Raw genomic sequence first — 24754 nt, forward strand, 5'->3', positions numbered from 1 at the left:
CTTGATGGTTCGGCTGCTCCCCGAAAAAGGAAGACATGCCTCAGCAGGCGAACTAGGCCTCACCCGACGGTGCGCAAGGCGGCGCATTGTCTCGGGCGTCCAACGGGCTGTTCCGCCTCGATGCCTTTCGGAAGCCGCCTCTCCCCGCCGTCCCTCATTGCCGGATCCGCTTTTTAGAAAGGCGGGCCCCGCTCGAACAATCGTTCACGTTCGGACGGAAGCGGCAGGTCCGAACGGCGCAAGGCAACGTCCGGTCCATCGAACAGGCCGATGTCTCGCAACATGTCATCGCGTGCCTCCATCAGGTCCAGCGGTCTTTGCCGCCTCGGGCGCGGCTTGGAAAGGACACGCCATGCGACTTGCCAGATGCCCGCGAAACGCCTTTTACTCAAGCGCTTCGTTGGGATGTTCGAGGCGGCGTTGGCCATGATGGTCTCCTTGACAGAGACCCATCTCACCATGCGATCGTCCCGCACTCCAATCGAAGATCGAGGATGACCCATGAGGAGATTCGATGGCTAGAACGCTTCCGCCGCTGGCGGCCTTGCGGGTTTTTGAGGCGGCGGCACGGCACCTGAACTTCACCCGGGCCGCCGAAGAGCTCGGCATGACCCAGAGTGCCGTCAGCTACCAGATCAAGGTGCTGGAGGACCGCGTCGGCTCGCCGCTGTTCGTGCGGCGGGCGCGCGACGTCGTGCTGACCGAAGCCGGGCGGGCCTTGGCACCGGCCACCAGCGACGCCTTCGACCGCATCGCCGCGGCCTTTTCCGCGGCCCGCGGCGCGAGCGAGGGTGTCCTGACCCTCAGCGTGCAACCGACCTTTGCCTCGAACTGGCTCGCCGAGCGGCTCGGTTCCTTTCAGCTGGCCCATCCCAAGCTCGCCGTCCGGCTGGACGTTTCCAACCGGCTGAGCGACCTCGTGCAGGACGATGTCGATATCGCCATCCGCTCCGGACCCGGCAGCTGGGCCGGGCTGGAGGAGCATCGCCTGCTCGCCTGCAGTTTCACTCCGATGCTGAGCCCGGCACTCGCGGAGCGCTTCGGGCCGATCTCCGGACCGTCGGACATGCTGCGGATCCCCCGCGTGTCCCCTGCCGATGCGTGGTGGGACATCTGGTTCGAGGCAGCCGGCATGGCCGATCCGCCGGCGGCGGACGACACGCCGCGCAGCGATCTCGGCACGCAGAGCATTGAAGGCCGCGCCGCAATCGCCGGACAGGGCGTCGGCCTTCTCACGCCGGCCTTCTTCCACGAAGAACTGGCCGCCGGCCGGCTTCTCGCGCCGTTCGATCTCGTCGCCACCAACGGCCATTCCTACTGGCTCTGCTATCCCAAGAGCCGCCGAACTGTGCCGAAGATCCGGGCCTTCCGGGACTGGCTGCTCGCCGCGATCGCCGACAGCGTTCAAACGGCATAAAGCCGCGTTGGAACATTCCGGCAACCCCTTCCCGACTCCGTTGGCTTCCCCCATATTCACGGCATGGCTCCTCCCCAGCAGAAATCCCCCCGGCGCTCGCCGATCCTCGACTTCTCCGACGCTTCCGAGCGCGCCGCGCCCGGTTTCGGCGAGGCTCCCCAAACCGCGCTGACCGGCGAGCCGCTCGGCGGCGCCGTCTCCGGCTGGGCCGAGGAGATCGCGCGCGCGGCCGAGGATCAGGCGGAACGCGCCGCCGACATCGACACCGTGGCGGCCGAGACCAAGCCCGCCGCACCCAAATTGCCGAAAAAGCCGAAGCTGCCCGATGCCAAGGCCGGCCGCTCCGCCCGCGGCACTTCGATGGGCGGCACCACCGATCCGAAGAAACGCGCGGCCGCCGGCCTCAACCCCGTGGCCGGCATGGACATCAGCCTGGAGGACGCCTCGGCCCTTCCCGAAGGCGGCGTAACCGCCACGGTCGAGGCACTGTCGCGTCTGATCTCCGAGGGCAACCCGCTGATCAAGAACGGCGAGGTCTGGATCCCCCACCGACCTGCCCGGCCGGAGAAGTCCGAGGGCGGCGTGCCCTTCCGCATCCAGTCGCAGTTCGAGCCAGCGGGCGACCAGCCGACGGCGATCGCCGATCTCGTCTCGGGCATCAAGGAGAACGACCAGACGCAGGTGCTGCTCGGCGTCACCGGCTCCGGCAAGACCTTTACGGTCGCCAAGGTGATCGAGGCGACGCAGCGCCCGGCGCTGATCCTCGCGCCGAACAAGACGCTCGCCGCCCAGCTCTACGGCGAGTTCAAGAACTTCTTCCCGGACAACGCCGTCGAGTATTTCGTCTCCTACTACGACTACTACCAGCCCGAAGCCTACGTGCCGCGCTCCGACACCTTCATCGAGAAGGAGTCCTCGATCAACGAGCAGATCGACCGGATGCGCCATGCCGCCACCCGCTCGCTGCTCGAGCGCGACGACGTCATCATCGTCGCCTCGGTCTCCTGCATCTACGGTATCGGCTCGGTCGAGACCTATACGGCGATGACGTTCCAGATGGCGGTCGGCGACCGGCTCGACCAGCGCCAGCTCCTCGCCGACCTCGTAGCTCAGCAGTACAAGCGCCGCGACATGGATTTCCAGCGTGGCAGCTTCCGCGTGCGGGGCGACACGATCGAAATCTTCCCGGCGCATCTGGAAGACCGGGCCTGGCGCATCTCGCTGTTCGGTGATGAGATCGAGAGCATCCAGGAGTTCGACCCACTGTCGGGCAACAAGACCGACGACCTTCAGAGCGTGAAGATCTACGCCTCCTCGCACTACGTCACGCCGCGGCCGACGCTGCAGCAGGCCGTGAAGTCGATCAAGATCGAGCTGAAGCAGCGCGTCGAGGAGCTGACCAAGGCCGGGCGCCTTTTGGAGGCGCAGCGGCTGGAGCAGCGCGTCACCTTCGACGTCGAGATGATCGAGGCGACCGGCTCCTGCGCCGGCATCGAGAACTATTCGCGCTACCTCACCGGCCGCCAGCCCGGCCACCCGCCGCCGACGCTGTTCGAATACCTGCCGGACAACGCCCTCGTCTTCATCGACGAGAGCCATGTCACCATCCCGCAGATCGGCGCGATGTACCGGGGCGACTTTCGGCGCAAAGCGACGCTCGCCGAATACGGTTTCCGCTTGCCCTCCTGCATGGACAACCGGCCGCTTCGTTTCGAGGAGTGGAACGCCATGCGGCCGCAGACCGTCGCGGTCTCCGCGACACCTGGTGCGTGGGAGCTGGAGGATGCCGGTGGCGTCTTCGCCGAACAGGTCATCCGCCCGACCGGCCTTACCGATCCGCCGATCGAGATCCGCCCGGCCCGCTCCCAGGTCGACGATCTCCTTGGCGAAATCCGTTCGACGGTGGCTGCCGGCTACCGCGTGCTTGTCACCGTGCTGACGAAGCGCATGGCCGAGGACCTCACCGAATACCTGCATGAGCACGGCGTGCGCGTGCGCTACATGCACTCGGACATCGAGACGCTGGAGCGGATCGAGATCATCCGCGACCTCCGTCTCGGGGCGTTCGACGTGCTGGTCGGCATCAACCTGCTGCGCGAGGGCCTCGACATCCCCGAATGCGGGCTTGTCGCCATTCTCGACGCCGACAAGGAAGGCTTCCTGCGTTCGGAGACCTCACTGATCCAGACCATCGGCCGCGCGGCGCGCAACGTCGACGGCAAGGTGATCCTCTATGCCGACAAGGTCACCGGCTCGATGGAACGCGCGATCGCCGAGACCGACCGCCGCCGCGACAAGCAGACGGCCTACAACACCGAGCACGGCATCACCCCGGCGAGCGTGAAGGCGCAGATCGCCGACATCCTCGACTCCTACTACGAGAAGGACCACGTGCGCGTGCCCACCGGCGCGCTCGCCGCCGAGGGGGCCATGGTCGGCAGCAACCTGAAGGCGCACCTCGATCACCTGCAGAAGGAAATGCGCGACGCCGCTGCCAATCTCGACTTCGAGACCGCCGCGCGGCTGCGCGACGAGGTCAAGCGGCTGCAGGCGACGGAACTCGCCATTGGCAACGATCCGCTCGCCCGCGATCTCGACCTCGAAGGCCCGTCCTCCGGGCGCACTAAGCACGGCGGCAAGCTGAAGGGCCCGCAGGGGCCGGCGCTGGCGCCGGGCTCGGTCGGCACGTTCGAGCGCTCGGGGCCGTCGCTGATCAAGGCGGCGAAGGCGAAGGAAGCGGCGGAAGCGGAGAAGCCCTCCTACTTCCAGAAGCCGGACCTCGACAATATGGGTCCCGGCACAGACACCGCCGTTCCACGCCGCGACGGCTTCCGCAAGAACAGCCTGGACGAGATGACCGTCGGCCGGACGGAGAAGCCGGTTCAGAAGGGCAAGCTGCCGGTGAAGCCGGTCGATCCCTCCGCGAAACTCTCGGCCGCCGCCAAGCGCCTGATCGGCACGCAAGCGGCGCCCATGCAGGACAAGCCGCGCCCGGTCGACGACGGCGGCAACCCGGACGACCTCCGCCCGATCCGCCGAGAGCGCATCGGCATCGGCAGCCACGAGGACCCGGCGCCACGGAAGGCGGGTCGCCGCACGGGCAAGACGGGAAGGCCGGGGCGGTAAAACGTCGAACGTGCCCTTGCGACGCTCAGTATCGAGCGCTTCGCGATGCAAGTTCCGTTCTTCTCCCCTTTGGGGAGGAGGTCGCGGCAGCGGGATGAGGGGTTTTCGCCGCGCCGTCCAGATAGACAGCCTCCCGCGCCGACCCTCTTCGCCCTGCCGGGCACTTCTCCCCGGAGGGGAGAAGAAGGAGCCTTGGTGTTGGCTGTAGGACTTCGGACGCGGCCTAGTCGTTGCCCATTGGATTGCTCGTCGCTTCGGCACGTTCGCGCCAAGTGTCGCCGGGGCGGATCGGCTTGTTGATTTCCGAAAGGCATGCGGTCAGCGATAGCGCTGCGACGAGCAGGAGGACGGTATGCTTCATCTTGTATCTCTCATGGGAGTCTAGCTGTCGTTTCACGGACAGTGGCGGCTAGCTTCGCAGAGAACAAGGCCATCTCTTTTAAAAGCCCAAACCCAGCGAGAGCAAGCCAGCCACTCCACACGGCAAGAAGTTTTAAATCAGGTGGACGAGACTGCGTTGCTGCGCCCCTTGCGAGACGCTGCTTTTTGATGGCCGACGCGCTGCTGACGTCGCCGAGAGCGTCGGCCATTCCTGTTTTACTTCACGACCGGAACACCGGAATCATCAGACGTGTCCTGATCGACGATGTCGTCGTTGGACCCGGTGGTGCTTGGCGCGAGGGTTCCCTCACCGCCAACGCCGTTCTGCAGTCCGCCCGGCCCCTTCGGCTGGCCGGCTTCGCTATCGGCGGCCGAGTCCGCCGCCGGGTCGAGCCCGACGCCTGGAAGGCCGGGCGCAGCCGGAATGCCGATCGGTGTTCCTTGCTGGGTCTCGGACACGCCTGCCAGCAGCGCGGGATCGGAGGTCTGCGCCAGCGCAGGGCTGGCGAGGAGGACGGTGGAAACGAGTAGGAGGCTCAGGCGCATGGTACTCTCCGAAGAAGATCAGGATGGCTTCGGAGAGAGAACAGGCGAGCATCGGCTGGTGTTCCGCCGCCTCGGTGGCGAAGCTCCGGCTTGGCGTTCACATGCCAGAACATGTGCCGTCTTGTTTGCTAGCGCAAATCCCCGACGAGCCCCCGGATTCGCCGTTCCGCCGAGACCTCGTCGCCGGAGGAGGCCTTGCAGATGATGACGTTCATCGCGCCCTCTTTCATCCACAGCGCCATGGGCACCGACAGCATGCCAGAGGTGTAGCGCTTGACGACGTGGCTCTCGTCGAGAGCAAGGTGAGCCGGGGCGGTGACGGTCCAGTTGGCGGGGCTGACCCTTGGATCGCCCGAGAGCGAGGGGTCGAGGAGTACCAGCTTGCCGCCGATCCAGGCCTCGATCTCCTTCCACGGCATGCCCTTCGGCCGCAGCAGGTCCTTGGTCGGGACGACGCGTCCCTCGCCTTTTGGCGCGGTGGCATAGAGGCAGGCAAGTCCGCCCGGGGGACAGAGAGCACCGCTGCAGTCGAAGCGACGGCCGACCGCCATCGTCGCGTCCGCGGCCGGACCGGCGGTCCAGCCGGGAAACAGATCCTGCGCCGCCGCGGGCCAGATCCCGACCGCCAGCGTCACCAGCAAAGCGACAACCCTCACCCTATCCCCCATCTTTCGAAACATCCCGGCGTCATCGTCTGGCGGCAACACCGGTTGAACCGATGCTCCCGCGTTTCGCGAAGATGTAGCGGCCGAAAGTTGCGCCGCGCTGTCGCTGCAGCGCGGCAGGCAGGCCCGGATCAGACGAGATAGGGGTTGGTCAGCCGTTCCTCGCCGAGCGTGCCGCCGGGGCCATGGCCGCACATGAAGGCGACGTCGTCGCCGAGCGGCAGGACCTTGTCGCGGATCGAGGCGATCAGCGTCGCATGGTCGCCGCCGGGCAGGTCGGTGCGGCCAATGGAGCCGCGGAACAGCACGTCGCCGGCATGCAGAAAGCGGGCTTCGTCGTGGAAGAAGACGACATGGCCGGGCGCGTGGCCAGGGCAATGCAGCACGGCGAAGCGATGCTCGCCAAAGGAAACGGTATTGCCGTCCTCGAGCCACCGGTCGGGGGTGGCATTGCGCATGCCGCCGCCCGCGCCGAACATCTCCGCCTGCTTCTCAATGTTTTCCAGCAGCGGCTTGTCGGCCTGGTGAGGCCCGATGATGTCGACGCCGAGCGCCGTCTTCAGCGCCATCGCGCCGCCGGCATGGTCGAGATGGCCATGCGTCAGCCAGATCGCCTCGATGGTGACGCCGAGTTGCCGGATGGCGGCGACGATCTTCTCGACGTCGCCACCGGGATCGACGACGACGCCCCGCTTCGACACTTCGTCGAAGAGAACCGCGCAGTTCTGCTGGAACGGCGTCACCGGCACGATCTGCACGGAGAGCCGGTCCGGGCCGGAGCCTGGGGTGGTGCCAGGCTCCATCGGGGTTTCGCTCATTCGGCCGCCGCGCGCTTCGGCTGCACTTCGGCAGCGTAGTCGGCGATCAGCTGCCGGCTGATGTCGCCGGGCGTGAAGGTATAGGGGCCGACCTCGGACACCGGGGTGACTTCGGCCGCCGTCCCGCAGAGGAAGCACTCGGTAAAGCCTTCCATCTCCTCGGGCTGGATGTGGCGGGCGCGCACCTCGTAGCCGCGGCGCTTGGCGAGATCGATCACCGTGCGGCGGGTGATGCCGTCGAGGAAGCAGTCCGGGTCCGGGGTGTGGATCACGCCGTCCTTGACGAAGAAGACGTTGGCGCCGGTGGCCTCCGCCACATGGCCGCGCCAATCCAGCATCAGCGCGTCGGCATAGCCCTTGGCCTCGGCCGCATGCTTGGAGATGGTGCAGATCATGTAGAGCCCGCTCGCCTTCGCCTTCGACGGCGCGGTGCGCGGGTCGGGGCGGCGGTATTCGGCGAGATCGAGGCGGATGCCCTTCATCTTCTGCTCGGGGTTGAAGTAGCTCGGCCACTGCCAGATGGCGATGGCGACGTTGATCTTGTTGTTCTGCGCCGAGACGCCCATCGACTCCGAGCCGCGCCAGGCGATCGGCCGGACATAGGCGTCCTCGAAGCCTTGCCGGTGCAGCAGCTCGATACAGGCGGCGTCGATCTCGTCGGCGGTGTAAGGCACCTTGAAGCCGAGCAGCCGGCCGGACTCGATCAGCCGGTCGGTGTGCGCCCGCAGCTTGAAGATTTCGCCACCATAGGCGCGCTCGCCCTCGAACACGGCGCTGGCATAGTGCAGACCGTGGGTCAGCACGTGCACCTTGGCGTCGGCCCAAGGAACGAACTCGCCGTTGAACCAGATCTGGCCGTCCAACTGGTCGAAGGGAACTGTGCTCATGCCGCTCTCGGCGCCTCCCGGCGCCCTCCTCTCAACTCGATCGAATGCTGGTACTCCCGCGGATTCTTTCCGCTTTCGAGCGCCTCGTCAAATGACCGATGGTCCGCATTCGGCAGAACCGCCGGCTTGCCATAGAGTGATCACGGGCGGCGTCCGGCTGCAGGCGCCACGCGGCCCGTCGCCGCTTCCCGACCGCCGTCGCTTCGGGTGGGAAGCCGACCTCTCACGGTCGGCCTGTTCCCACGGCGGCACATCGGTGTAACAATGGTGGGAATATACGTCAATGGTACTGACCTAATTTGATGGACGCCAGCTTGCATGACTCCCGGGCGCAGGGCGGCCCTGCCGCGCCCCTCCCTTCAGACCCCGCCCCTTCCGACATCGTGACGGAGCCCCTTGCCACGACCGGAGATCTCGACTTCCGGATCATCGAACTGTTCTTCTTCGCCTACCGCGAATTCACCGCCGATGCCGACCTCGTTCTGGAACGCTACGGTTTCGGCCGCGCCCACCACCGGGTGCTGCACTTCGTTAACCGGTCCCCCGGCATGACCATCGCGGATCTGCTCGACCTGCTGCAGATCACCAAGCAGTCGCTGTCGCGCGTGCTGCGCCAGCTGATCGATGGCGGTTTCGTCGAGCAGTTGCCCGGCGCCGAGGACCGGCGCCAGCGGCTGCTCTTTCCCACCAGCCGCGGTCGCGGTCTGACGCTGGAACTGTCGCGGGCGCAGGCCGAGCGCATCGAGGCGGCCCTGGCGGCGCGCGGCATTGCCGATGCGACGTCGGTCACCACGTTCCTGATGGAAATGGCGGGAGACCACGGGGCGACGAAATCGTGGTTCCGCAAGCAAGGCATCGAAGGAGGACCGGCGCATGGCCGAGGTTGAAACTGCGCCGGCACAGACTGTCACGCCCTCGGCGCCCTTCCTGGACGACGACGCCCCGCACCTCCTGATCGTCGACGACGACCGCCGCATCCGCCAGCTGCTGTCGCGCTTCCTGTCCGAGCGCGGCTTTAGGGTCTCCGTCGCCGCCGACGCCGCCGAGGCGCGGAAAATCCTGAAGGGGCTCGACTTCGACCTCTTGGTCGTCGACGTGATGATGCCCGGCGAGAGCGGGCTCGACCTCGTGCGCGGCTTCTCGGCGATCCGCGACACGCCGATCCTGATGCTGACCGCCCGCTCCGACACCGAGCAGCGGATCGAGGGGCTGGAGGCCGGCGCCGACGACTACCTGACCAAGCCGTTCGACCCGCGTGAGCTCCTGCTGCGGATCAACAACATCCTGAAGCGCGGCGCGCCGGCGCCGATCGTCAAGGTCGAGAACGTGCGTTTCGGGCCTTTCACCTTCTCGCTGACCCGGCGCGAGCTGAAGCGCGGCGTCGACATGATCCGGCTGACCGAGCGCGAGCAGGACATCATGGCGCAGTTCGCCACAAAGGCCGGCGAAACCATCCAGCGGCAGGAACTGCTCGGCGACGAGACCGAGGTCGGCGAGCGCACCGTCGACGTCCAGATCAACCGCCTGCGCCGCAAGATCGAGAGCGACCCGGCAAACCCGCTCTGGCTGCAGACCGTGCGCGGCATCGGCTACCGCCTGAACGTCGATTGACCTAGGCTGGTCGCATGGCACTTCTCGACACAATCCGCACCCGCCTGCCGCAGCGCCCGTCGCTGCCACCGGCGCTGCGCAAGCTCCTGCCACAGCGCTTCTCCCTGCCGAGCCCGTGGCGGGGGCCCTTGCGGCACGTGCCGAAGTTCGTCGGCCGCGTCATGCCCAAGGGCCTCTATCCCCGCTCGCTGATCATCATCATCGCCCCGATGGTGCTGCTGCAGTCGGTGGTGGCCTTCGTCTTCATGGAGCGGCACTGGCAGCTGGTGACGCAGCGCCTGTCGACGGCGGTGGTGCGCGACATCGCCGGCGTCATCGACGTGATCGAGACCTATCCACAGGATCCGGATTTTGCGCAGGTGACCCGTCTCGCCCGCGAGAAGCTCGACCTCAACATCGCCGTGCTGCCGCTGGAGCCCCTGCCCGCCCCGGCGCCGAAGCCGTTCTTCAACATCCTCGACGGCATCCTGTCGGAGGAGATCACCGACCAGATCAACCGGCCGTTCTGGATCGATACGGTGGGGGCGTCGAGGCTTGTCGAAATCCGCATCCTCCTGAAGGACCACGTGCTGCGGGTCTTCGCGCGGCGGAACTCGGCCTACGCCTCCAACACCCACATCTTCCTCCTGTGGATGGTCGGCACGTCGCTGGTGCTGATGCTGATCGCCATCCTCTTCCTGCGCAACCAGATCCGGCCGATCGAGGCGCTGGCCGAAGCCGCCGACGGCTTTGGCCGGGGCCAGCCGATGCCGACGCATTTTCGCCTGCGCGGTGCCTCCGAAGTCCGGCGGGCCTCGCTCGCCTTCGTCCAGATGCGCGACCGCATCGAGCGCCAGATCGAGCAGCGCACGCAGATGCTCAACGGCGTCAGCCATGATCTGAGAACCATTCTCACCCGCTTCCGGCTGCAGCTGGCCCTGTTCGGCGAGGGCGAGGACCAGAAGGAGCTGAACGACGACATCGACGAGATGCAGCGCATGCTGGAGGGCTATCTCGCCTTCGCCAAGGGCGAACAGGGCGAGGATGTCGCCGAGTTCGACCTCGAGGCCGCTTTCGCCAAGTTCGAGGCCGAGGGCCGGCTGAAGAACCGCAAGGTCTCGACCGAGGTGATCGGTGATCCCCGCATCATGGTCCGGCCCGGCTCGTTCACGCGGCTGATCGGCAACCTCGTCCTCAACGCCATGCGGCACGCCGGCAGCGTGCGCATCCTCGCCAAGCACGAGGGGCGCTGGCTGACGGTGACGGTCGAGGACGACGGCCCCGGCATCCCGGCCGAAATGCGGGAGGAAGTCTTCAAGCCCTTCGTGCGGCTCGATACCGCCCGCAACATCGACGCCGGCGGCACCGGCCTTGGCCTTGCCATCGCCCGCGACATCGCGCGCAGCCATGGCGGCGATATTCTGCTGTCGGACAGCACGATGGGCGGGCTGAGAGCGATGATCCGGGTACCGGCTTAGGCTTTGGCAGGAGGCGAGATCAGGGCTATCGTCGAGATGTCAGCGAACCACCCGCGAACGGAGCCATCGAGATGACCAGCATTACAGCCTCGGTCGAAATAGATGCAGCCACCCGGGCCAGGATGGACAGTCTGGCGGAGAAAACTGGCCGGTCGGTCAGCACCTTGACGCGCGAGGCTGTCCACCAATACCTCGATCGCAAAGAGGCGGAGATGGCGGTCCGGGCGGACGCGCTCGCGGCGTGGGTTAAGTTCAAGACCGACGGCCTGCATGTCAGCGGCGAGGAGGCGGATGCCTGGCTAGCCGCTCTGGAAAACGGTGAGGACATCGATCCGCCAGCATGCCACGTCTGATCTGGTCCCCTCAGGCGCTCAGCGACCTCTCGAAACTACACCGCTTTCTCCTCGACCATGACGAAGCGCTGGCACGACGGGCCATCAAGACCATTCGCGAAGGACTGACGCGGCTGGAAAGCCACCCGGAAGCCGGGCGAAAGGCCGGAGGAATGCCGGCGGGGTTTCGGGAATGGTCCATTCCCTTCGGTCGCAGAGGATATGTCGCTCTTTACCGACAGGATACGAGGGGCGTTGTCATCCTTGCCGTTCGTCACGCCCGCGAAGCCGGCTTCATCAAAGAGGATTGAGCTCCGCGACACCGTGGGGACCTGGCATCAGACTCAGCTCCTTCGGATATTGCTTGTGTTCAAGGACAAGACCGAGAAGAGGCTGGATCAGAACAGCCGCCCACCATTCGGCACCGTGTGCCCCGGCGCCAGCAGGACGACTTCGCCGGCCTCGTCCGGAAGCCCGAGCGTCAGCACCTCCGAGCGCATCGGGCCGATCTGGCGCGGCGGGAAGTTGACCACCGCGATCACCTGGCGCCCGACCAGATCTTCCGGTGTGTAGTGCACGGTGATCTGCGCCGAGGACTTCTTCACGCCGATCTCGGGACCGAAATCGATCTTCAGGATGAAAGCCGGCTTGCGGGCCTTCGGAAAAGGCTCGGCCTCGAGAATCGTACCGACGCGGATGTCGACCTTTTGGAAATCGTCGTAGGCGATCTCCGGCGCCGGGGCGCCCGCGTGCTCCGTCATCTCAATCCTTCGACAGTTCGCGCGCGCGGTCGCGGGCGGCGGCGACGGCCGCGGTCATCAGCGGGCCGAGCCCGTCCGGCGCCATCAGCACCTCCAGCGCGGCCTGGGTGGTGCCATTTGGCGAGGTGACGTTGCGGCGCAGCTGGTCCGGCGCGTCGTCGGATTGGATCATCAACTCGCCGGCGCCAGCGACGGTGTGGCGGGCGAGCTTCATCGCGAGATCCGGGGTCAGTCCTGCCGCAACGCCGGCGGCGGCCAAGGTCTCCGCGAGATGGAAGACGTAGGCCGGACCGCTGCCCGATACCGCCGTCACCGCATCGATGTCCGCCTCGTCGTCCAGCCAGACGACGGGGCCGCTCGCCGACAGGAGCGCGTCGGCCTTCTCGCGCAGCGCCAGCGTCACCGCCGGATTGGCGACGGCGCCGGTGATGCCGCGGCCGATGAGGGCGGGCGTGTTCGGCATGGCGCGCACGACCGGCAGGTCGCCAACGAGGCCGGCGATGAAGCCGAGCGTCTTGCCCGCGGCGACCGAGATGACCAGCGTGTCCGGCGTCAGCGCGGGCTTCAGCGCTGCGAGCGCCTCGGCCATCACCTGCGGCTTCACCGCCACCAGCACCACGTCGAAGGATTCATCGGGGACTGCTTTCTCCCAGCGGAGAGCGCCCGATGCGATCAGCGCCTGTAGCGCGGTGCCCGGCGAGGGATCAACGACGAGGATATCCTCGCCGGCGATGCCATTCTCGACCCAGCCGCGCACCATGGCGCCGCCCATATTGCCGCCCCCGAGCAGCAGGATGCGGCCGAAAGCCGAGCTGAACGCCGTCATGCGTTGCCCACCGTCTCGAACATGCTGCAGGACAGAGCCTCGTCGGCGTCCTTAGAGGCCCAGACCACGAACTGGAACGCCTGATAGAAGCGCTCGCAGTTTTCGAGCGCGCAGGTCAGCAGGCGCTCGGCCTGCTGGCTGGTCGGATCCGCACCGCCTGACAACAGAAGAGCGTGCCGGAACATCACCGCGCCTTCCTTCGGCCAGAGGTCGAAATGTCCGATCAGCAACTGCTCGTTGATCCGGGCGAGCAGACGAAGAACTTCGACTTGGCGATGCTCCGGCACCTTCAGATCGAAAGCGCAGCCAAGATGCAGCGCCTCGTAGCTCGGCATCCAGGAGAAGGAGACGGAATACTCCGTCCAGAGCCCGGCAACCGAGACGGCGATCTCGTCGTCGCAAGGACGCTCGAACACCCAGTCCCGGTTCGATGCGACCAGCTCGATCACGTCGACCGGATTGAACTGGCGTTCGGCCCCTTCGAAATTCATCCCCACCACCTGCACCCCGATCCCGATTCATGACGAGGGGCGATTCCGGCCGCACCGGATCGCCCCGTCGATGACGCCGGATCCGAGCGGATCCCGCGCTGGCCGGCCCGCCGCAGTGCGGCGAATCAACCTTATGAATCAGTGTATAGGCCGGGATTCCGGTGTCGTAGGGGGTTAAGGGATTATTAAGGATTTTAACGAAAAACGCCGCCCGAAGGCGGCGTCACCGGGGACCTAACCGACTCCTGCCAAAGGACTTTCGAGTCCGGCGGGATCGGGGGACAAGCTGTGGAGAGGCTGTGGATAACAGCCCGCTGCCGGTCAGACGGCGCTGTCAGCGCCGGAGAAGGGCGACGGCATGCGCGCTTCGAGATCCGCCAGCCGCTTCTTCAGCGCCTCGTTCTCCAGCCGGGCCTTCGCCGCCATGTCGCGCACGGCCTCGAATTCTTCGCGCTGCACCAGGTCCATCTGGTTGATCAGCCGCTCGCCCTGCGTGCGGAACGCCGTCTCGACCTCGCGGCGCACCCCCTGGGCAGCGCCCGCGGCATCGGTCATCAGCCGGGCGAATTCATCCAGCATTCGGTTCGGGCCCTTGGGGGTCATGGCGTGTCTCCGGTTCGATTGTTCCTGATCTGGAGGTAGGCGTGCGGCAAGGGCTTGGCAATGCCGCAGGCCCTTCGCGCCGCAGAGATCGCCGCGCAGCCTGCGACGACAGGCGAAAGCGGGATGCCTTGACCCGCGCAAGACCCGCAGCCAAGGTCGCGCCGCCTGCCGACCCGTCGTCGGCCCCGGAGTGCCTTTGCCTTGAATCCTGCCTTCTCTGCGCTCGGCGTGCTCGCCTATCCCAACATCGACCCGGTCTTCCTGTCGCTCGGGCCGATCCAGTTGCGCTGGTACGGGCTGGCCTATGTCGCCGGCATCCTCTGCGGCTGGCTTTACGGGCGCGCCCTCGTCGGCAATCCGAAACTCTGGGCGAATGGCGTAGCGCCGATCACCAAGCTGCAGATCGACGACTTCATTCTCTGGATCACCGGCGGCATCATTCTCGGCGGGCGCATCGGCTCGATCCTGTTCTATGATTTCCACCGCTACAGCGTCGATCCCTGGGCCATGGTGCGGATCTGGGAGGGCGGCATGTCCTTTCACGGCGGGCTGATCGGCGTCGTCATCGCCATCGCCATCTTCACATGGCGCCAGAGAATCCCGCTCTGGAGCCTGATCGACGTGACGGCAGCCTCGGTGCCTTTCGGCCTTCTGTTCGGGCGTCTCGCCAACTTCATCAATTCCGAGCTCTGGGGCGCGCCGACCAATGTCGCCTGGGCCTTCGTCTTCCCGACGGGCGGGCCAGAGCCGCGCCATCCGAGCCAGCTCTACGAAGGCCTGCTCGAGGGCGTCGTGCTCTGGCTGGTGCTGCGTCTGATGACCCATCACTTCAAGCTGCTACGCAAGCCGCGCTTCGTCGGCGCCGTGTTCATCGGCGGCTATGGCCTCGCCCGCATCTTCGTCGAGTTCTTCCGGGTTCCCGACATCCAGCTCGGCTATCTCCTCGGCACGTCCTGGCTGACCATGGGCATGATCCTGTCGCTGCCGATGCTCGCCGTCTCGCTCTGGGGCATGGCGACGGCGAAGGACACGGTCTACGCGCCGCCGGCAAAGGTCGCCTGACGCGATGACGACCGCGCTGCAGGGCATCATCGCCGAGGTGATCCGGCGGGAGGGGCCGATCGGCATCGACCGCTACTGGGACCTCGCCCTCTTCCACCGCGAGCACGGCTATTACACCAGCCGCGAGCCTTTCGGCGCTGGCGGCGACTTCGTTACGGCGCCCGATGTCAGCCAGATGTTCGGCGAACTGATCGGCGCCTGGCTGGTTGCCGCCTGGAACGGGCTCGGCCGCCCCTCCCCCTTCGTGCTCGCCGAAATTGGACCGGGCCGCGGGACGCTGATGGCGGACATCCTGCGCACCGTGCGCAAGCTCGACATCGCCTTCCTCAAGGCGGCGCGGATCGCCCTCGTCGAGACGTCGGAACGCCTGCAGCGGGTGCAGGCCGAAAGGCTGGAGAGTTTCGACCTGCCGATCCGCCACGTCCGCCGGCTCGCCGATGTCGAAGCCTTGCCGCTGCTGCTCGTCGCCAATGAACTCTTCGACGCAGTGGCGATCCGCCAGTTCGTCCGCGGCGACGGCGTCTGGCATGAGATCGTCGTCGAAGTCTCCGGAGAAGCCGCCCTCGGCTTCTCCTTGCGCAGAGCGCCGGACGACGTCGAACTCGGCTTCCCCCTGGGGCTACCGCCGGCCGAGCCCGGCACGACGCTCGAAACCTCCCCGCAGCGCGACGCCATCGCCGACGCCATTGCCGCTCGGCTCGCCGCGCACGGCGGCGCGGCGCTGATGATCGATTACGGCCACACGGCGAGTGCCTATGGCAACACGCTGCAGGCGATGCGGGAACATGGCTTCGCCGACCCGCTGGAGAGCCCCGGCGAGGTCGATATCACCAGCCATGTCGACTTCCAGGCGCTGTCCGCGCGATTCGCGCGCGCTGGTCTTGCGGTCGCCCCGGTCATCGGCCAAGGCGATTTCCTAATCCAGCTTGGCCTCGGCGAACGCGCGGCGCAGCTCGGACGCGGCCGTGGCGAGGCCGAACAGGCGACGATCATGGCCGCGGCGCACCGCCTGTGCGGCCTCGGCGAGGACGAGATGGGCGCCCTGTTCAAGGTGCTCGCCGTTGCCTCGGCCCCGTTGGCACTCCCGCCTTTTGCCGCCTGACGTCTTCCGCGCCGTCAGATTGACTTCCCCGAGAGCCTCCACCACGATCCCGCGCCATGTCAGATGATCGCCTCAAAGACGCCTCGCACCTCCTTGTATCGGACGTGGTGACGGCCCCGCCTCTTGCCGACGGCAAGGGAATTCGCCACGCCTTCTTCACCCGCCGGGGCGGGGTATCGCGGGATATCTATGCCGGCCTGAACATGGGTATCGGCTCGAAAGACGACCCCGACGCCGTGCACGAGAACCGCGCCCGCGGGGCGCATTTTCTGGGGCTGACGGGTCCCGACCTCGTGACGCCCTGGCAGGTGCACTCGGCCACCGCCATCGTCGTCAGCGAGCCGTTCAGCGGCGAGAGGGCGCAGGCGGATGCGATCGTCACCCGCACTCCCGGCATCGCCATCGGCGTCGTCACCGCCGACTGCGGCCCCATCCTCTTCGCCGATGCGGCCGCCGGTGTCGTCGGGGCTGCCCATGCAGGCTGGCGCGGGGCAGCTGGCGGCGTGCTGGAGGCGACGATTGCCGCCATGGAAGAATGCGGCGCGACCCGGGCGGGCATCACCGCCGTCCTCGGCCCGACGATCACGCAGACAAACTACGAGGTCGGCGCCGACATGGTGGATGCCGTGCTCGCCGACCATCCTGACGCCCGTGGATTCTTTGCGGAGGGCACCGCACCGGACAAGCGGCAGTTCGACCTGCCCGGTTTCATCCTCGACATGCTTCTAAAAGCCGGCGTTGCCGGCAGTTTCGTCGGGCACTGCACCTACGCGGAAGAAGACCTCTTCTTTTCCTTCCGGCGGACGACACATCGTGGCGAGACCGATTACGGCCGCCAGCTCGCCGCCATCGCCATCGACCGATAGGGCTCTTCCCATGCTGCACTTCTCGCGCGACGAATTCGACGCCCGCCGCGACCGACTGGTCATGGAAATGGCCGAGCGCAAGATCGACGCCCTGCTGCTGTTCGCGCAGGAATCGATGTACTGGCTGACCGGCTACGATACGTTCGGCTTCTGCTTCTTCCAGTGCCTCGTCGTGAAGGCCGACGGCGAGATGCGGCTGTTGACCCGCTCGGCCGACCTTCGGCAGGCCAAGCACACCTCGATCCTCGACAACGTCTCGGTCTGGCGCGATCGCGGCGCGGCCGATCCGGCGATCGATCTCCGGGACATGCTCGACGATATGGGGCTTCTCGGCGCCAAGATCGGCGTCGAATGGGCGACGCACGGGCTGACCGCCGCCAATGGCCGGCTGGTCGAGGCCAAGCTCGGCTCTTTCGCCGCGCTGAAGGACGCCTCCGACCTCGTCTCCAGCCTTCGCGTCCTCAAGAGCCCGGCCGAGATCGCCTATGTGCGCGAGGCCGCCGCCATGGCCGACGATGCCTTCGAGGCCATGCTGCGGCTGGTCAGGCCCGGCGCGAACGAGGCGCAGCTGCTGGAAACCCTGCAGGGGTCGATCTTTGCCGCGGGCGGTGACTATCCCGCCAATCCCTTCATCATTGGCTCCGGGCCCGACGCCTTGCTGTGCCGCTACAAGGCGGGGCGGCGCGCTCTCGACGCGGAGGACCAGCTGACCGTCGAATGGGCGGGCGTGAAGGCGCAGTACCATGCCGCCGTGATGCGCACCGTGGTCGTGGGTGAGCCGACGGCGCGCCATCGTGAGCTTTTTGCCGCCGCAAGCGAAGCGCTGGCGGCCGTTGAGGAAGCCATGCGCCCCGGCAAGACCTTCGGCGACGTGTTCGATGCCCATGCCGGCGTGATGGAGGCGCACGATCTCGTCCGCCACCGGCTCAGCGCCTGCGGCTATTCGCTCGGCGCGCGCTACGCGCCGTCCTGGATGGAGCAGCAGATGTTCGTGTCCGGCAATGCCGAGCAGATCCAGCCGGGGATGACCCTGTTCGCCCACATGATCATCATGGATTCCGACAGCGGCACCGCCATGACCCTCGGCCGCACCTATCTCACCACCACCGAAGCGCCCGAACCGCTGTCGCGGCTGCCGATCGAAATGACTGTCGTCTCCTAGAACGCCGCGCATCCGAAAGAATGCCCGTACAACGAACTATCTTCTCGGATCGGAAGCATCTTTTCGATGGGGTGAGCACATCCCATCGCAGGCGGTTCAGGCAAGCCGCAAGTCCTGGCGAGGCGGCGTTCGAGCCGCTTTCGCAACCATCTCGCAGACCGGCAGTGTCGATGGCGGCTTCGGATGCTTCAGGTTTTGTTACCGAAATCTTCCTATAGCCATCCCTACCGGAACCGGACGACAAGGAAGGACGGGCATGAGATTGAACTTGGCTTGGCTCGCCATCCTGCTGGGGCCGTTTGGCCTTGCGGGCTGTTCGGCCAGCGACCCCGGCATGGGAATGACACCGCCCGGCGCGATCGCGGGCGCGAGCGCCTCCCCCGTCACCCAGGACCTCTCGCCGGCACCGGTGCAGCCGGGGCCGACCTTTGCCGCTGCCCCCGCGGGCGCCACCCAGTCCGGGCCGATCCAGTTCCTGCCGCTCGTCGGTGCCCCCGAAGCGAAGGTCGCGATGCTGTCGCAGGCGCTTGGACAGGCCGCTGCCGCCAACGGCATTGCGCTGTCACCGGCGGATGGGCCCGTCGCACCGCAACGGCTGAAGGGCTATCTCTCGGTGCTGACCGAAGGGCGGGAGACCGTGGTGATCTACGTCTGGGACGTCGTCGATCCGCAGGGCGTCCGGCTCAACCGCATACAGGGCCAGCAGCGCGTTGCAGCTAGCAGCAGCACCGATCCCTGGTCGGTCGTCGATGCGGCAGCCCTCCAGGCGATCGCCGCGACGACGATGCGGGAATTCCACAGCAGCGCGCCGACCCGTGGCTGATTTTCCGGGCGCGGCGTATTTACCGCACTGCACAGTAATTGGGGCGATATCGCCTTTTGCCCTTCTCCCTGGTTTGACTCTTCAACGGTAGTCGTTAATGAGCCGGCCCAGACAGCAGCGAATTTAACGTCCTGACGACCGCCCGCGAAACCAGCCGCTGGCGGTTTGGTCCTCATGATTGTGACAGGCAAGCGACGATGAAACTCTTTGTCGGCAATTCCAATCGTCAGCTCGCCGAAGCCATCGGCAAGTACCTGGAACTGCCCCTCGGGCAAGCCTCCGTCCGCCGCTTCGCGGACCAGGAAATCTTCGTCGAGATCCAGGAAAACGTCCGCGGCGAGGACTGCTTCATCATCCAGTCGACCTCCTACCCCGCCAACGACCACCTGATGGAACTCCTGATCATGACGGATGCGCTGAAGCGGGCTTCCGCCAAGCGCATCACAGCGGTCCTGCCGTATTTCGGCTATGCCCGTCAGGACCGGAAAGCGGGCGGACGCACGCCGATCTCGGCCAAGCTCGTCGCCAACCTGATCACCGAGGCCGGCGCCGACCGCGTCATGACGCTCGACCTGCATGCCGGGCAGATCCAAGGCTTCTTCGACATTCCGACCGACAACCTCTTCGCCATTCCGCTGATGGCGCGCGACATCAAGGAACACCAGGACCTCTCGAACACCGTCGTGGTGTCGCCGGACGTCGGCGGTGTGGTCCGCGCCCGCTCGCTGGCGAAGCGAATCGACGCCCAGCTGGCGATCGTCGACAAGCGCCGCGAGCGGCCGGGCGAGTCCGAGGTCATGAACGTCATCGGTGATGTCGCCGGACATGACTGTATTTTGATCGACGACATCATCGATTCCGGCGGCACGCTCTGCAATGCCGCGGAAGCGCTTTTGAGGATCGGCGCCAAGAGCGTGAAGGCCTACATCACGCACGGCGTACTGTCAGGCGGAGCCGTCGCCCGCATCACCGCCTCGATGCTGGAAGAGCTGGTAATCACGGACTCCATCCAGCCCACCGCGGCCATTCGCAACGCTCCGAACATTCGCGTGGTGACGACGGCCAACCTCCTCGGCGAGGCGATTGCCCGCACCACAACGGAGCAGTCGGTTTCCTCGCTCTTCGATTGATGGAAGGCGCGAAACCGCCCATTTTGCTTGTCTGCGCACCCTTGCTGGTTGCACGGCTCACTGAGTGTCCCTAAGATAATTGCTCTGGGAGACGACGGTGAGAAATACTAATGTTGTGGACTGACAGTCAGGTTACCCTTTTGATTACCCTCTGGAATCAGGGCAAGACTTCAGCCCAGATTGCCGTACGATTTCCCTCGCTCGGTCATGATACCGTGCTCGAGAAAATCGAGCTGATGAAGCTGAAGCGCCCAGCGCGCCATGCCGTCACGGCGCCCTCAAGGCGCGTCTTCAAGTCATCTGCGGTTTCTTCGCTCGGTCACTCGCCACGCTACAAGATGGCTCTGACCGGCCAAGCGAAACGACGGGTGGAGCAGCAGGTCGAGAGGATCGCCCAGGCTGATCTCGTGGCGGGCCGTGACCAGGTTGCCTACGCTCGCAAAGTCAGGCACCTGACCGCGTTGATGTCGCTCGACAGGGATCTGTTTCCTCAGATCGATGCGCGGAAGGGCGCCCGTCAGGAGCTTTCGGACAACCGCTTCTCCCGACAGTTTACCGCGGCTTAATCCATTTGCCGGCTGATGGCGGCAATGGCGGTCGGAGACGGACAGGTGATTGCCTGTCGATCGACACGCGGAGAGTTGTCAGGCCTGCATGACCGTCGTCGCCGCTTATGTCTATGCCGAGGGAAAGCGAGTTCGTTCGGTCTCCCTCGATACGACCGAGGACCTGGTCCTATCGGCTGGCGAGTTCGTCTGGATTGGCATCGTCGATCCGACCGATACAGAACTTCAGCAGCTGCAGCGGCACTTCCGCCTTCATCCGCTCGCGGTTCAGAGCGCCAACAAGGCTTATGTCCTGCCGAAGCTGGAGGTCTACGATGAAGAGTTGTTCATTGTCGCCCGCACAGCAGCGTTGAACGGACAGACCATCGCCTATGGCAAGACGGCGATCCTCGTCGGCGAGACGCACATCATCACCATGCGGTCCGGCTCGATGCGGGACCACACCGAGCTTCGGGCCCGGCTGGAAGCCTCGCCGCATCTCCTGAAGCATGGCGTCGACTACGTGCTACACGGCGTGCTCGACTTCGTGGTCGACGGCTATCTGCCAATCGTCGAGGCGATCGAAGACGATATCGCCGAAATGGAGCGGCGCGCGCTGGATGCCTTTCTCACGCGGACCGAGGTCGCGCGCATCTTTTCCCTGCGGCGCGAACTGATCCGCTTTCGCCGTATCATGGGCCCGACGGAAGAAGTGCTGAGCCGGCTCGGCCACATCGACGTCGACTGCATCGACGACGCAACGCGGCCGTATTTCCGCGACGTGCTGAACCGGGTGCGGCGTATTGCCAGCATGATCGAGGGGCTGCGGGAAATCCTGTCCTCGGTGCTGGAGGCGGCAAGCCTCCTCGAACAGCAGCGGCAAGGCGCCATCACCCGCCAACTTGCCGCCTGGGCCGCCATCCTGGCGGTTCCGACCGCCATTGCCGGCATCTACGGCATGAATTTCCAAAACATGCCCGAGCTCGCCTGGACATACGGCTACCATCTGACAGTGGCGGTCATCGCCAGCGTCGCCGGCTACCTCTTCTTTCGCTTCAAGCGCTCGGGCTGGCTGTAGTCGTCGGGAAGAGGCAGGTTCAGCCCCTCAGTCGCGGCAAACTTGCCCCTCCCCTGCCCTTGCGCTATAGACCGCACGTCCGCGCGGACACCCTTGGAGGCAGCGCGGAGTTAAGCGGCCGTGGCCGCTTTTCGTCGTTTCGGTCCCGATTTAGGATACCGGTTCGATAACCTCTGAATGAACACGAAGGAAACAGCCATGAGCGAGACCTACACGGTCAAGGCCGAGGCGCGCGAGAAGGTCGGCAAGGGGGCCGCCAGACATCTTCGCCGCAACGGACTAGTGCCCGCCGTTATCTACGGCGACAAGCAAGCCCCGATGCCGATCACCATTCCCTACAAGGAAACCTTCCTGAAGCTGCACGCCGGTGGCTTCAAGACGACGGTCATCACGATCGACGTCGGCGGTCAGCAGATCCGCGTCCTGCCGAAGGACTACCAGCTCGACCCGGTGAAGGACTTCCTGACCCATGTCGACTTCCTGCGCGTCTCCAGCCGCACGGTCGTCGCGGTCGAGATCCCCGTGCACTTCGAGAACGAAGATGCTGCCCCCGGCATCAAGGCCCAGGACGGCACGCTGAACGTCGCGCACCACACCGTCGCGGTGCATTGCCCGGCCGAAGAGATCCCGGAGGCCTTCACGGTCGACCTGACCGGTCTCGAGATCGGCGACGCGATCCACGCCTCCGACCTGAAGCTGCCGAACGGCGTCACCCTCGACAACGAGGAAGACTTCGTGGTCGCCACCATCGTGCCGCCGATGGCGGAAGAGGTCGACGAGGTCGAGGAAGCCCCGGAGACGGAAGTCACCGAGCAGGGCGACGAAGCCGAGACCGACGAGAAGTAATTCTCGACTGTTCGAACGACGACAAGGGAGGCCGGGCGCATGCTGCTCATCGCAGGATTGGGCAATCCCGGCCCCCAATATGCCGGCCATCGGCACAATATCGGCTTCATGGCGCTCGACGCCATCCAGCGCGATCCTTCATTCCGCCCATGGACCAAGAAGTTCAAGGGCGAGTTCTCCGAAGGCCAGATCGGGACCGAAAAGGTCCTCCTGTTGAAGCCCCTCACCTTCATGAACGACTCCGGCGCATCGGTCGCCGCGGCCGCGAGCTTCTACAAGCTCGAGCCCGGCCAGATCGTCGTCATACACGACGAGCTCGACCTCGCCCCCGCCAAGGTCCGCGTGAAGACCGGCGGCGGCAATGGCGGGCATAACGGGCTGCGCTCCATCGATGCGCATCTTGGCAGCAAGGATTACCGCCGCGTCCGCCTCGGCATCGGCCATCCCGGCTCCAAGGAGCGGGTGCACGGCCACGTCCTCTCCGACTTCCACAAGGTCGACCGCGACTGGCTGGACCCGCTGATCGACGCTGTCGCCCGCCAGGTCGGGCTGATTGTCGAGGGCGACGATGCCCTCTTCATGAACCGCATCGCGATGGCCCTCTCCTCGGACGAGCCGCCCTCCGCGCGCGGCTCGGCCAATGGCACCGTGGCGAAGGCCGGAACGAAGGCCGGAGCCCAGAGCCATATCCGCCAGGCGCGGCCCGCGGAGGCCCCGAATCCGCCAGCAAGCGGCGCGATGGCGGACATGCTGAAGCGGTTGTTCGGCAAGGAATAGGGCTTTCGCGCCAGAGTCTCGACGGGCGCTACCCTTTCAGTTTCGTCATCCTCGGGGCCTTGGCCCCGGGGACCCATGCCCGGACCATCGAGAATCATGCCCGCGGTCGACCGGCACCGAAGCGCAGAGGAAAAAGGTCGCGGCATGGGTCCCCGCGCTTTGCGCGAGGATGACGAACGTGAGCCGTGGGCGGCTGTCCCGCCTCCAAAAACCCTGCCAAAACCGCAGGAAACATTGACCCCCACCCGCTGACCCTGCAAACAGCAGGCCAGCCCCCATTTCTTTCCGCGGACGCGGGAAACGAGCCAAAAGGAAGCGGAACCCATGGGTTTCAGATGCGGTATCGTCGGCCTGCCGAATGTCGGCAAGTCCACGCTGTTCAACGCGCTCACCAAGACGGCGGCGGCGCAGGCGGCCAATTATCCGTTCTGCACCATCGAGCCGAACACCGGCGATGTCGGCGTTCCCGATCCGCGCATGGCGGTCATCGCCAAGATCGGCAAGTCGGCGCAGATCGTGCCGACGCGCATCACTTTCGTCGACATCGCCGGCCTCGTGCGCGGCGCCTCGAAGGGTGAAGGCTTGGGCAACCAGTTCCTCGCCAACATCCGCGAAGTGGACGCCATCGTCCACGTGCTGCGCTGCTTCGTCGACGACGACATCACCCATGTCGAGGGCAAGATCGACCCGGTGGCGGACGCAGACACGGTCGAGACCGAGCTGATGCTGTCCGACCTCGAAAGCCTCGAGCGCCGCATCGTCGGCATCCGCAAGCGCGCCTCGACCAAGGACAAGGAGTCGCTGGCCATGCTGCCGGTGATGGAGGCGGCGCTGACCAAGCTGAACGCCGGCGAGCCGGTCCGCGTGCTCCTGAAGGGCATGCCGGCGGACGAGCTGGCGATCCTTCAGGGGCTGAACCTCCTGACCTCCAAGCCGGTGCTCTACGTCTGCAACGTCGCGGAAGCCGATGCGGCCACGGGCAACGCCTACTCGGAAGCCGTCGCCGAAATGGCTAAGCGTCAGGGCGCCGGCAGCGTCATCATCTCGGCGGCGATCGAATCCGAAATTGCCCAGCTGCCAGAGGCGGACGTTCCTGAATACATGGAAGCGGTCGGCCTGACGGAGCCCGGCCTCGACCGGCTGATTCGTGCCGGCTACGACCTTCTCAGCCTCATCACCTACTTCACCGTCGGGCCAAAGGAGACGCGCGCCTGGACGATTGACCGTGGCACCAAGGCCCCGCAGGCCGCCGGTGTCATCCACACCGACTTCGAGAAGGGCTTTATCCGCGCCCAGACCATCGCCTACAACGACTTCGTCGCGCTTGGCGGTGAAGTCGCGGCCAAGGAAGCCGGCAAGGCGCGCGACGAAGGCAAGGAATACGTCGTGCAGGACGGCGACATCCTGATGTTCAAGTTCAACAACTGATCCCACCCTCATTT

At 65.9% G+C, this 24754-nt stretch carries 28 protein-coding genes; 18 read left to right on the forward strand and 10 right to left on the reverse strand.

Translation table 11 applies throughout. From position 1 onward, the window contains the following. Nucleotides 1-173: 173 nt before the first annotated feature. On the reverse strand, nt 174-428 hold the full coding sequence (locus ACZLZY_RS06850) for a hypothetical protein (protein WP_472932955.1): 255 nt from the start codon (nt 426-428) through the stop codon (nt 174-176). An 86-nt stretch (nt 429-514) separates the two neighbouring features. Between ACZLZY_RS06850 and ACZLZY_RS06855 the strand changes: the two genes are divergently transcribed. Both ACZLZY_RS06855 and uvrB read left to right on the forward strand, forming a co-directional pair. After that, the gene (locus ACZLZY_RS06855) at nt 515-1417 is read left to right on the forward strand and encodes a LysR substrate-binding domain-containing protein (RefSeq protein WP_472932957.1); all 903 of its coding nucleotides are present in this window, start codon (nt 515-517) and stop codon (nt 1415-1417) included. A gap of 300 nt (nt 1418-1717) precedes the next feature. Then, entirely contained in the window at nt 1718-4543 is a 2826-nt protein-coding gene (gene uvrB, locus ACZLZY_RS06860) for an excinuclease ABC subunit UvrB (protein WP_472933145.1), read from the forward strand. Between the two features lie 223 nt (nt 4544-4766). On the opposite strand, the gene ACZLZY_RS06865 is transcribed toward uvrB, so the two are convergent. The 5 genes from ACZLZY_RS06865 to ACZLZY_RS06885 all read right to left on the reverse strand — a co-directional run bounded on the left by ACZLZY_RS06865 (nt 4767) and on the right by ACZLZY_RS06885 (nt 7840). Next, complete coding sequence (locus tag ACZLZY_RS06865) at nt 4767-4904, reverse strand: hypothetical protein (protein WP_472932958.1); 138 nt, start codon at nt 4902-4904, stop codon at nt 4767-4769. A gap of 236 nt (nt 4905-5140) precedes the next feature. Continuing rightward, nucleotides 5141-5470, reverse strand: a complete 330-nt coding sequence (locus ACZLZY_RS06870) for a hypothetical protein (protein ID WP_472932960.1) — start codon at nt 5468-5470, stop codon at nt 5141-5143. Nucleotides 5471-5598: 128 nt separating this feature from the next. Further along, nucleotides 5599-6138 (reverse strand): hypothetical protein, encoded by a 540-nt coding sequence (locus ACZLZY_RS06875; protein WP_472932961.1) that lies wholly within the window; start codon nt 6136-6138, stop codon nt 5599-5601. Between the two features lie 128 nt (nt 6139-6266). Next, the gene (locus ACZLZY_RS06880) at nt 6267-6953 is read right to left on the reverse strand and encodes an MBL fold metallo-hydrolase (RefSeq protein WP_472932962.1); all 687 of its coding nucleotides are present in this window, start codon (nt 6951-6953) and stop codon (nt 6267-6269) included. Next, a complete protein-coding gene (locus ACZLZY_RS06885) occupies nt 6950-7840 on the reverse strand; it encodes a branched-chain amino acid aminotransferase (RefSeq protein ID WP_472932964.1) in 891 nt (296 codons plus the stop codon). The genes ACZLZY_RS06880 and ACZLZY_RS06885 overlap by 4 nt, the downstream gene beginning before the upstream one ends. A gap of 383 nt (nt 7841-8223) precedes the next feature. Between ACZLZY_RS06885 and ACZLZY_RS06890 the strand changes: the two genes are divergently transcribed. From ACZLZY_RS06890 to ACZLZY_RS06910, 5 genes are all read left to right on the forward strand, one after another. Further along, nucleotides 8224-8727, forward strand: a complete 504-nt coding sequence (locus ACZLZY_RS06890) for a MarR family winged helix-turn-helix transcriptional regulator (protein ID WP_472932965.1) — start codon at nt 8224-8226, stop codon at nt 8725-8727. Continuing rightward, entirely contained in the window at nt 8714-9451 is a 738-nt protein-coding gene (locus ACZLZY_RS06895) for a response regulator (RefSeq protein WP_472932966.1), read from the forward strand. The genes ACZLZY_RS06890 and ACZLZY_RS06895 overlap by 14 nt, the downstream gene beginning before the upstream one ends. 161 nt (nt 9452-9612) lie before the next feature. Then, nucleotides 9613-10908, forward strand: a complete 1296-nt coding sequence (locus ACZLZY_RS06900) for an ATP-binding protein (RefSeq protein WP_472933147.1) — start codon at nt 9613-9615, stop codon at nt 10906-10908. 71 nt (nt 10909-10979) lie between these two features. After that, nucleotides 10980-11261 (forward strand): CopG family ribbon-helix-helix protein, encoded by a 282-nt coding sequence (locus tag ACZLZY_RS06905; protein WP_472932967.1) that lies wholly within the window; start codon nt 10980-10982, stop codon nt 11259-11261. Then, a complete protein-coding gene (locus tag ACZLZY_RS06910; protein WP_472932968.1) occupies nt 11249-11551 on the forward strand; it encodes a type II toxin-antitoxin system RelE/ParE family toxin in 303 nt (100 codons plus the stop codon). Before ACZLZY_RS06905 ends, ACZLZY_RS06910 begins: the two co-directional genes overlap by 13 nt. 87 nt (nt 11552-11638) lie before the next feature. Here the strand turns inward: ACZLZY_RS06910 and ACZLZY_RS06915 are convergent, their stop codons facing one another. The 4 genes from ACZLZY_RS06915 to ACZLZY_RS06930 all read right to left on the reverse strand — a co-directional run bounded on the left by ACZLZY_RS06915 (nt 11639) and on the right by ACZLZY_RS06930 (nt 13921). Then, entirely contained in the window at nt 11639-12001 is a 363-nt protein-coding gene (locus ACZLZY_RS06915; protein ID WP_472932970.1) for a tRNA-binding protein, read from the reverse strand. Nucleotide 12002: 1 nt separating this feature from the next. After that, entirely contained in the window at nt 12003-12827 is an 825-nt protein-coding gene (proC, locus tag ACZLZY_RS06920; RefSeq protein WP_472932971.1) for a pyrroline-5-carboxylate reductase, read from the reverse strand. Further along, nucleotides 12824-13318 (reverse strand): type III secretion system chaperone family protein, encoded by a 495-nt coding sequence (locus ACZLZY_RS06925; RefSeq protein ID WP_472932972.1) that lies wholly within the window; start codon nt 13316-13318, stop codon nt 12824-12826. The genes proC and ACZLZY_RS06925 overlap by 4 nt, the downstream gene beginning before the upstream one ends. Nucleotides 13319-13639: 321 nt before the next feature. Beyond that, the gene (locus tag ACZLZY_RS06930) at nt 13640-13921 is read right to left on the reverse strand and encodes an accessory factor UbiK family protein (RefSeq protein ID WP_472932973.1); all 282 of its coding nucleotides are present in this window, start codon (nt 13919-13921) and stop codon (nt 13640-13642) included. A gap of 201 nt (nt 13922-14122) precedes the next feature. On the opposite strand from ACZLZY_RS06930, the gene lgt reads away from it, so the two are divergent. From lgt to ychF, 11 genes are all read left to right on the forward strand, one after another. After that, entirely contained in the window at nt 14123-14983 is an 861-nt protein-coding gene (gene lgt / locus ACZLZY_RS06935; protein WP_472932974.1) for a prolipoprotein diacylglyceryl transferase, read from the forward strand. A gap of 4 nt (nt 14984-14987) precedes the next feature. After that, entirely contained in the window at nt 14988-16085 is a 1098-nt protein-coding gene (locus tag ACZLZY_RS06940; protein WP_472932976.1) for a class I SAM-dependent methyltransferase, read from the forward strand. A 56-nt stretch (nt 16086-16141) separates the two neighbouring features. Further along, nucleotides 16142-16951 (forward strand): peptidoglycan editing factor PgeF, encoded by an 810-nt coding sequence (gene pgeF / locus ACZLZY_RS06945; protein ID WP_472932978.1) that lies wholly within the window; start codon nt 16142-16144, stop codon nt 16949-16951. Nucleotides 16952-16961: 10 nt separating this feature from the next. Beyond that, nucleotides 16962-18113, forward strand: a complete 1152-nt coding sequence (locus tag ACZLZY_RS06950; RefSeq protein ID WP_472932980.1) for a M24 family metallopeptidase — start codon at nt 16962-16964, stop codon at nt 18111-18113. A 256-nt stretch (nt 18114-18369) separates the two neighbouring features. Then, entirely contained in the window at nt 18370-18936 is a 567-nt protein-coding gene (locus ACZLZY_RS06955) for a hypothetical protein (protein WP_472932982.1), read from the forward strand. Between the two features lie 197 nt (nt 18937-19133). Continuing rightward, nucleotides 19134-20066: a ribose-phosphate pyrophosphokinase gene (locus tag ACZLZY_RS06960; RefSeq protein ID WP_472932984.1), complete on the forward strand. Its 933-nt coding sequence runs from the start codon at nt 19134-19136 to the stop codon at nt 20064-20066. 110 nt (nt 20067-20176) lie between these two features. Next, entirely contained in the window at nt 20177-20632 is a 456-nt protein-coding gene (locus ACZLZY_RS06965) for a hypothetical protein (protein WP_472932986.1), read from the forward strand. 88 nt (nt 20633-20720) lie between these two features. Beyond that, complete coding sequence (corA, locus tag ACZLZY_RS06970) at nt 20721-21689, forward strand: magnesium/cobalt transporter CorA (protein WP_472932988.1); 969 nt, start codon at nt 20721-20723, stop codon at nt 21687-21689. A gap of 198 nt (nt 21690-21887) precedes the next feature. After that, nucleotides 21888-22535 carry a 50S ribosomal protein L25/general stress protein Ctc gene (locus tag ACZLZY_RS06975; RefSeq protein ID WP_472932990.1) on the forward strand — a complete coding sequence of 216 codons (648 nt, stop codon included), beginning with the start codon at nt 21888-21890 and terminating at the stop codon, nt 22533-22535. Nucleotides 22536-22574: 39 nt separating this feature from the next. Further along, nucleotides 22575-23312, forward strand: coding sequence for an aminoacyl-tRNA hydrolase (gene pth / locus ACZLZY_RS06980; RefSeq protein WP_472932992.1), 738 nt, complete (start codon nt 22575-22577; stop codon nt 23310-23312). 324 nt (nt 23313-23636) lie between these two features. Continuing rightward, nucleotides 23637-24740, forward strand: a complete 1104-nt coding sequence (gene ychF, locus ACZLZY_RS06985) for a redox-regulated ATPase YchF (RefSeq protein ID WP_472932994.1) — start codon at nt 23637-23639, stop codon at nt 24738-24740. Nucleotides 24741-24754 lie beyond the last annotated feature (14 nt).

The organism is Mesocryomonas lacus, from assembly GCF_055730135.2.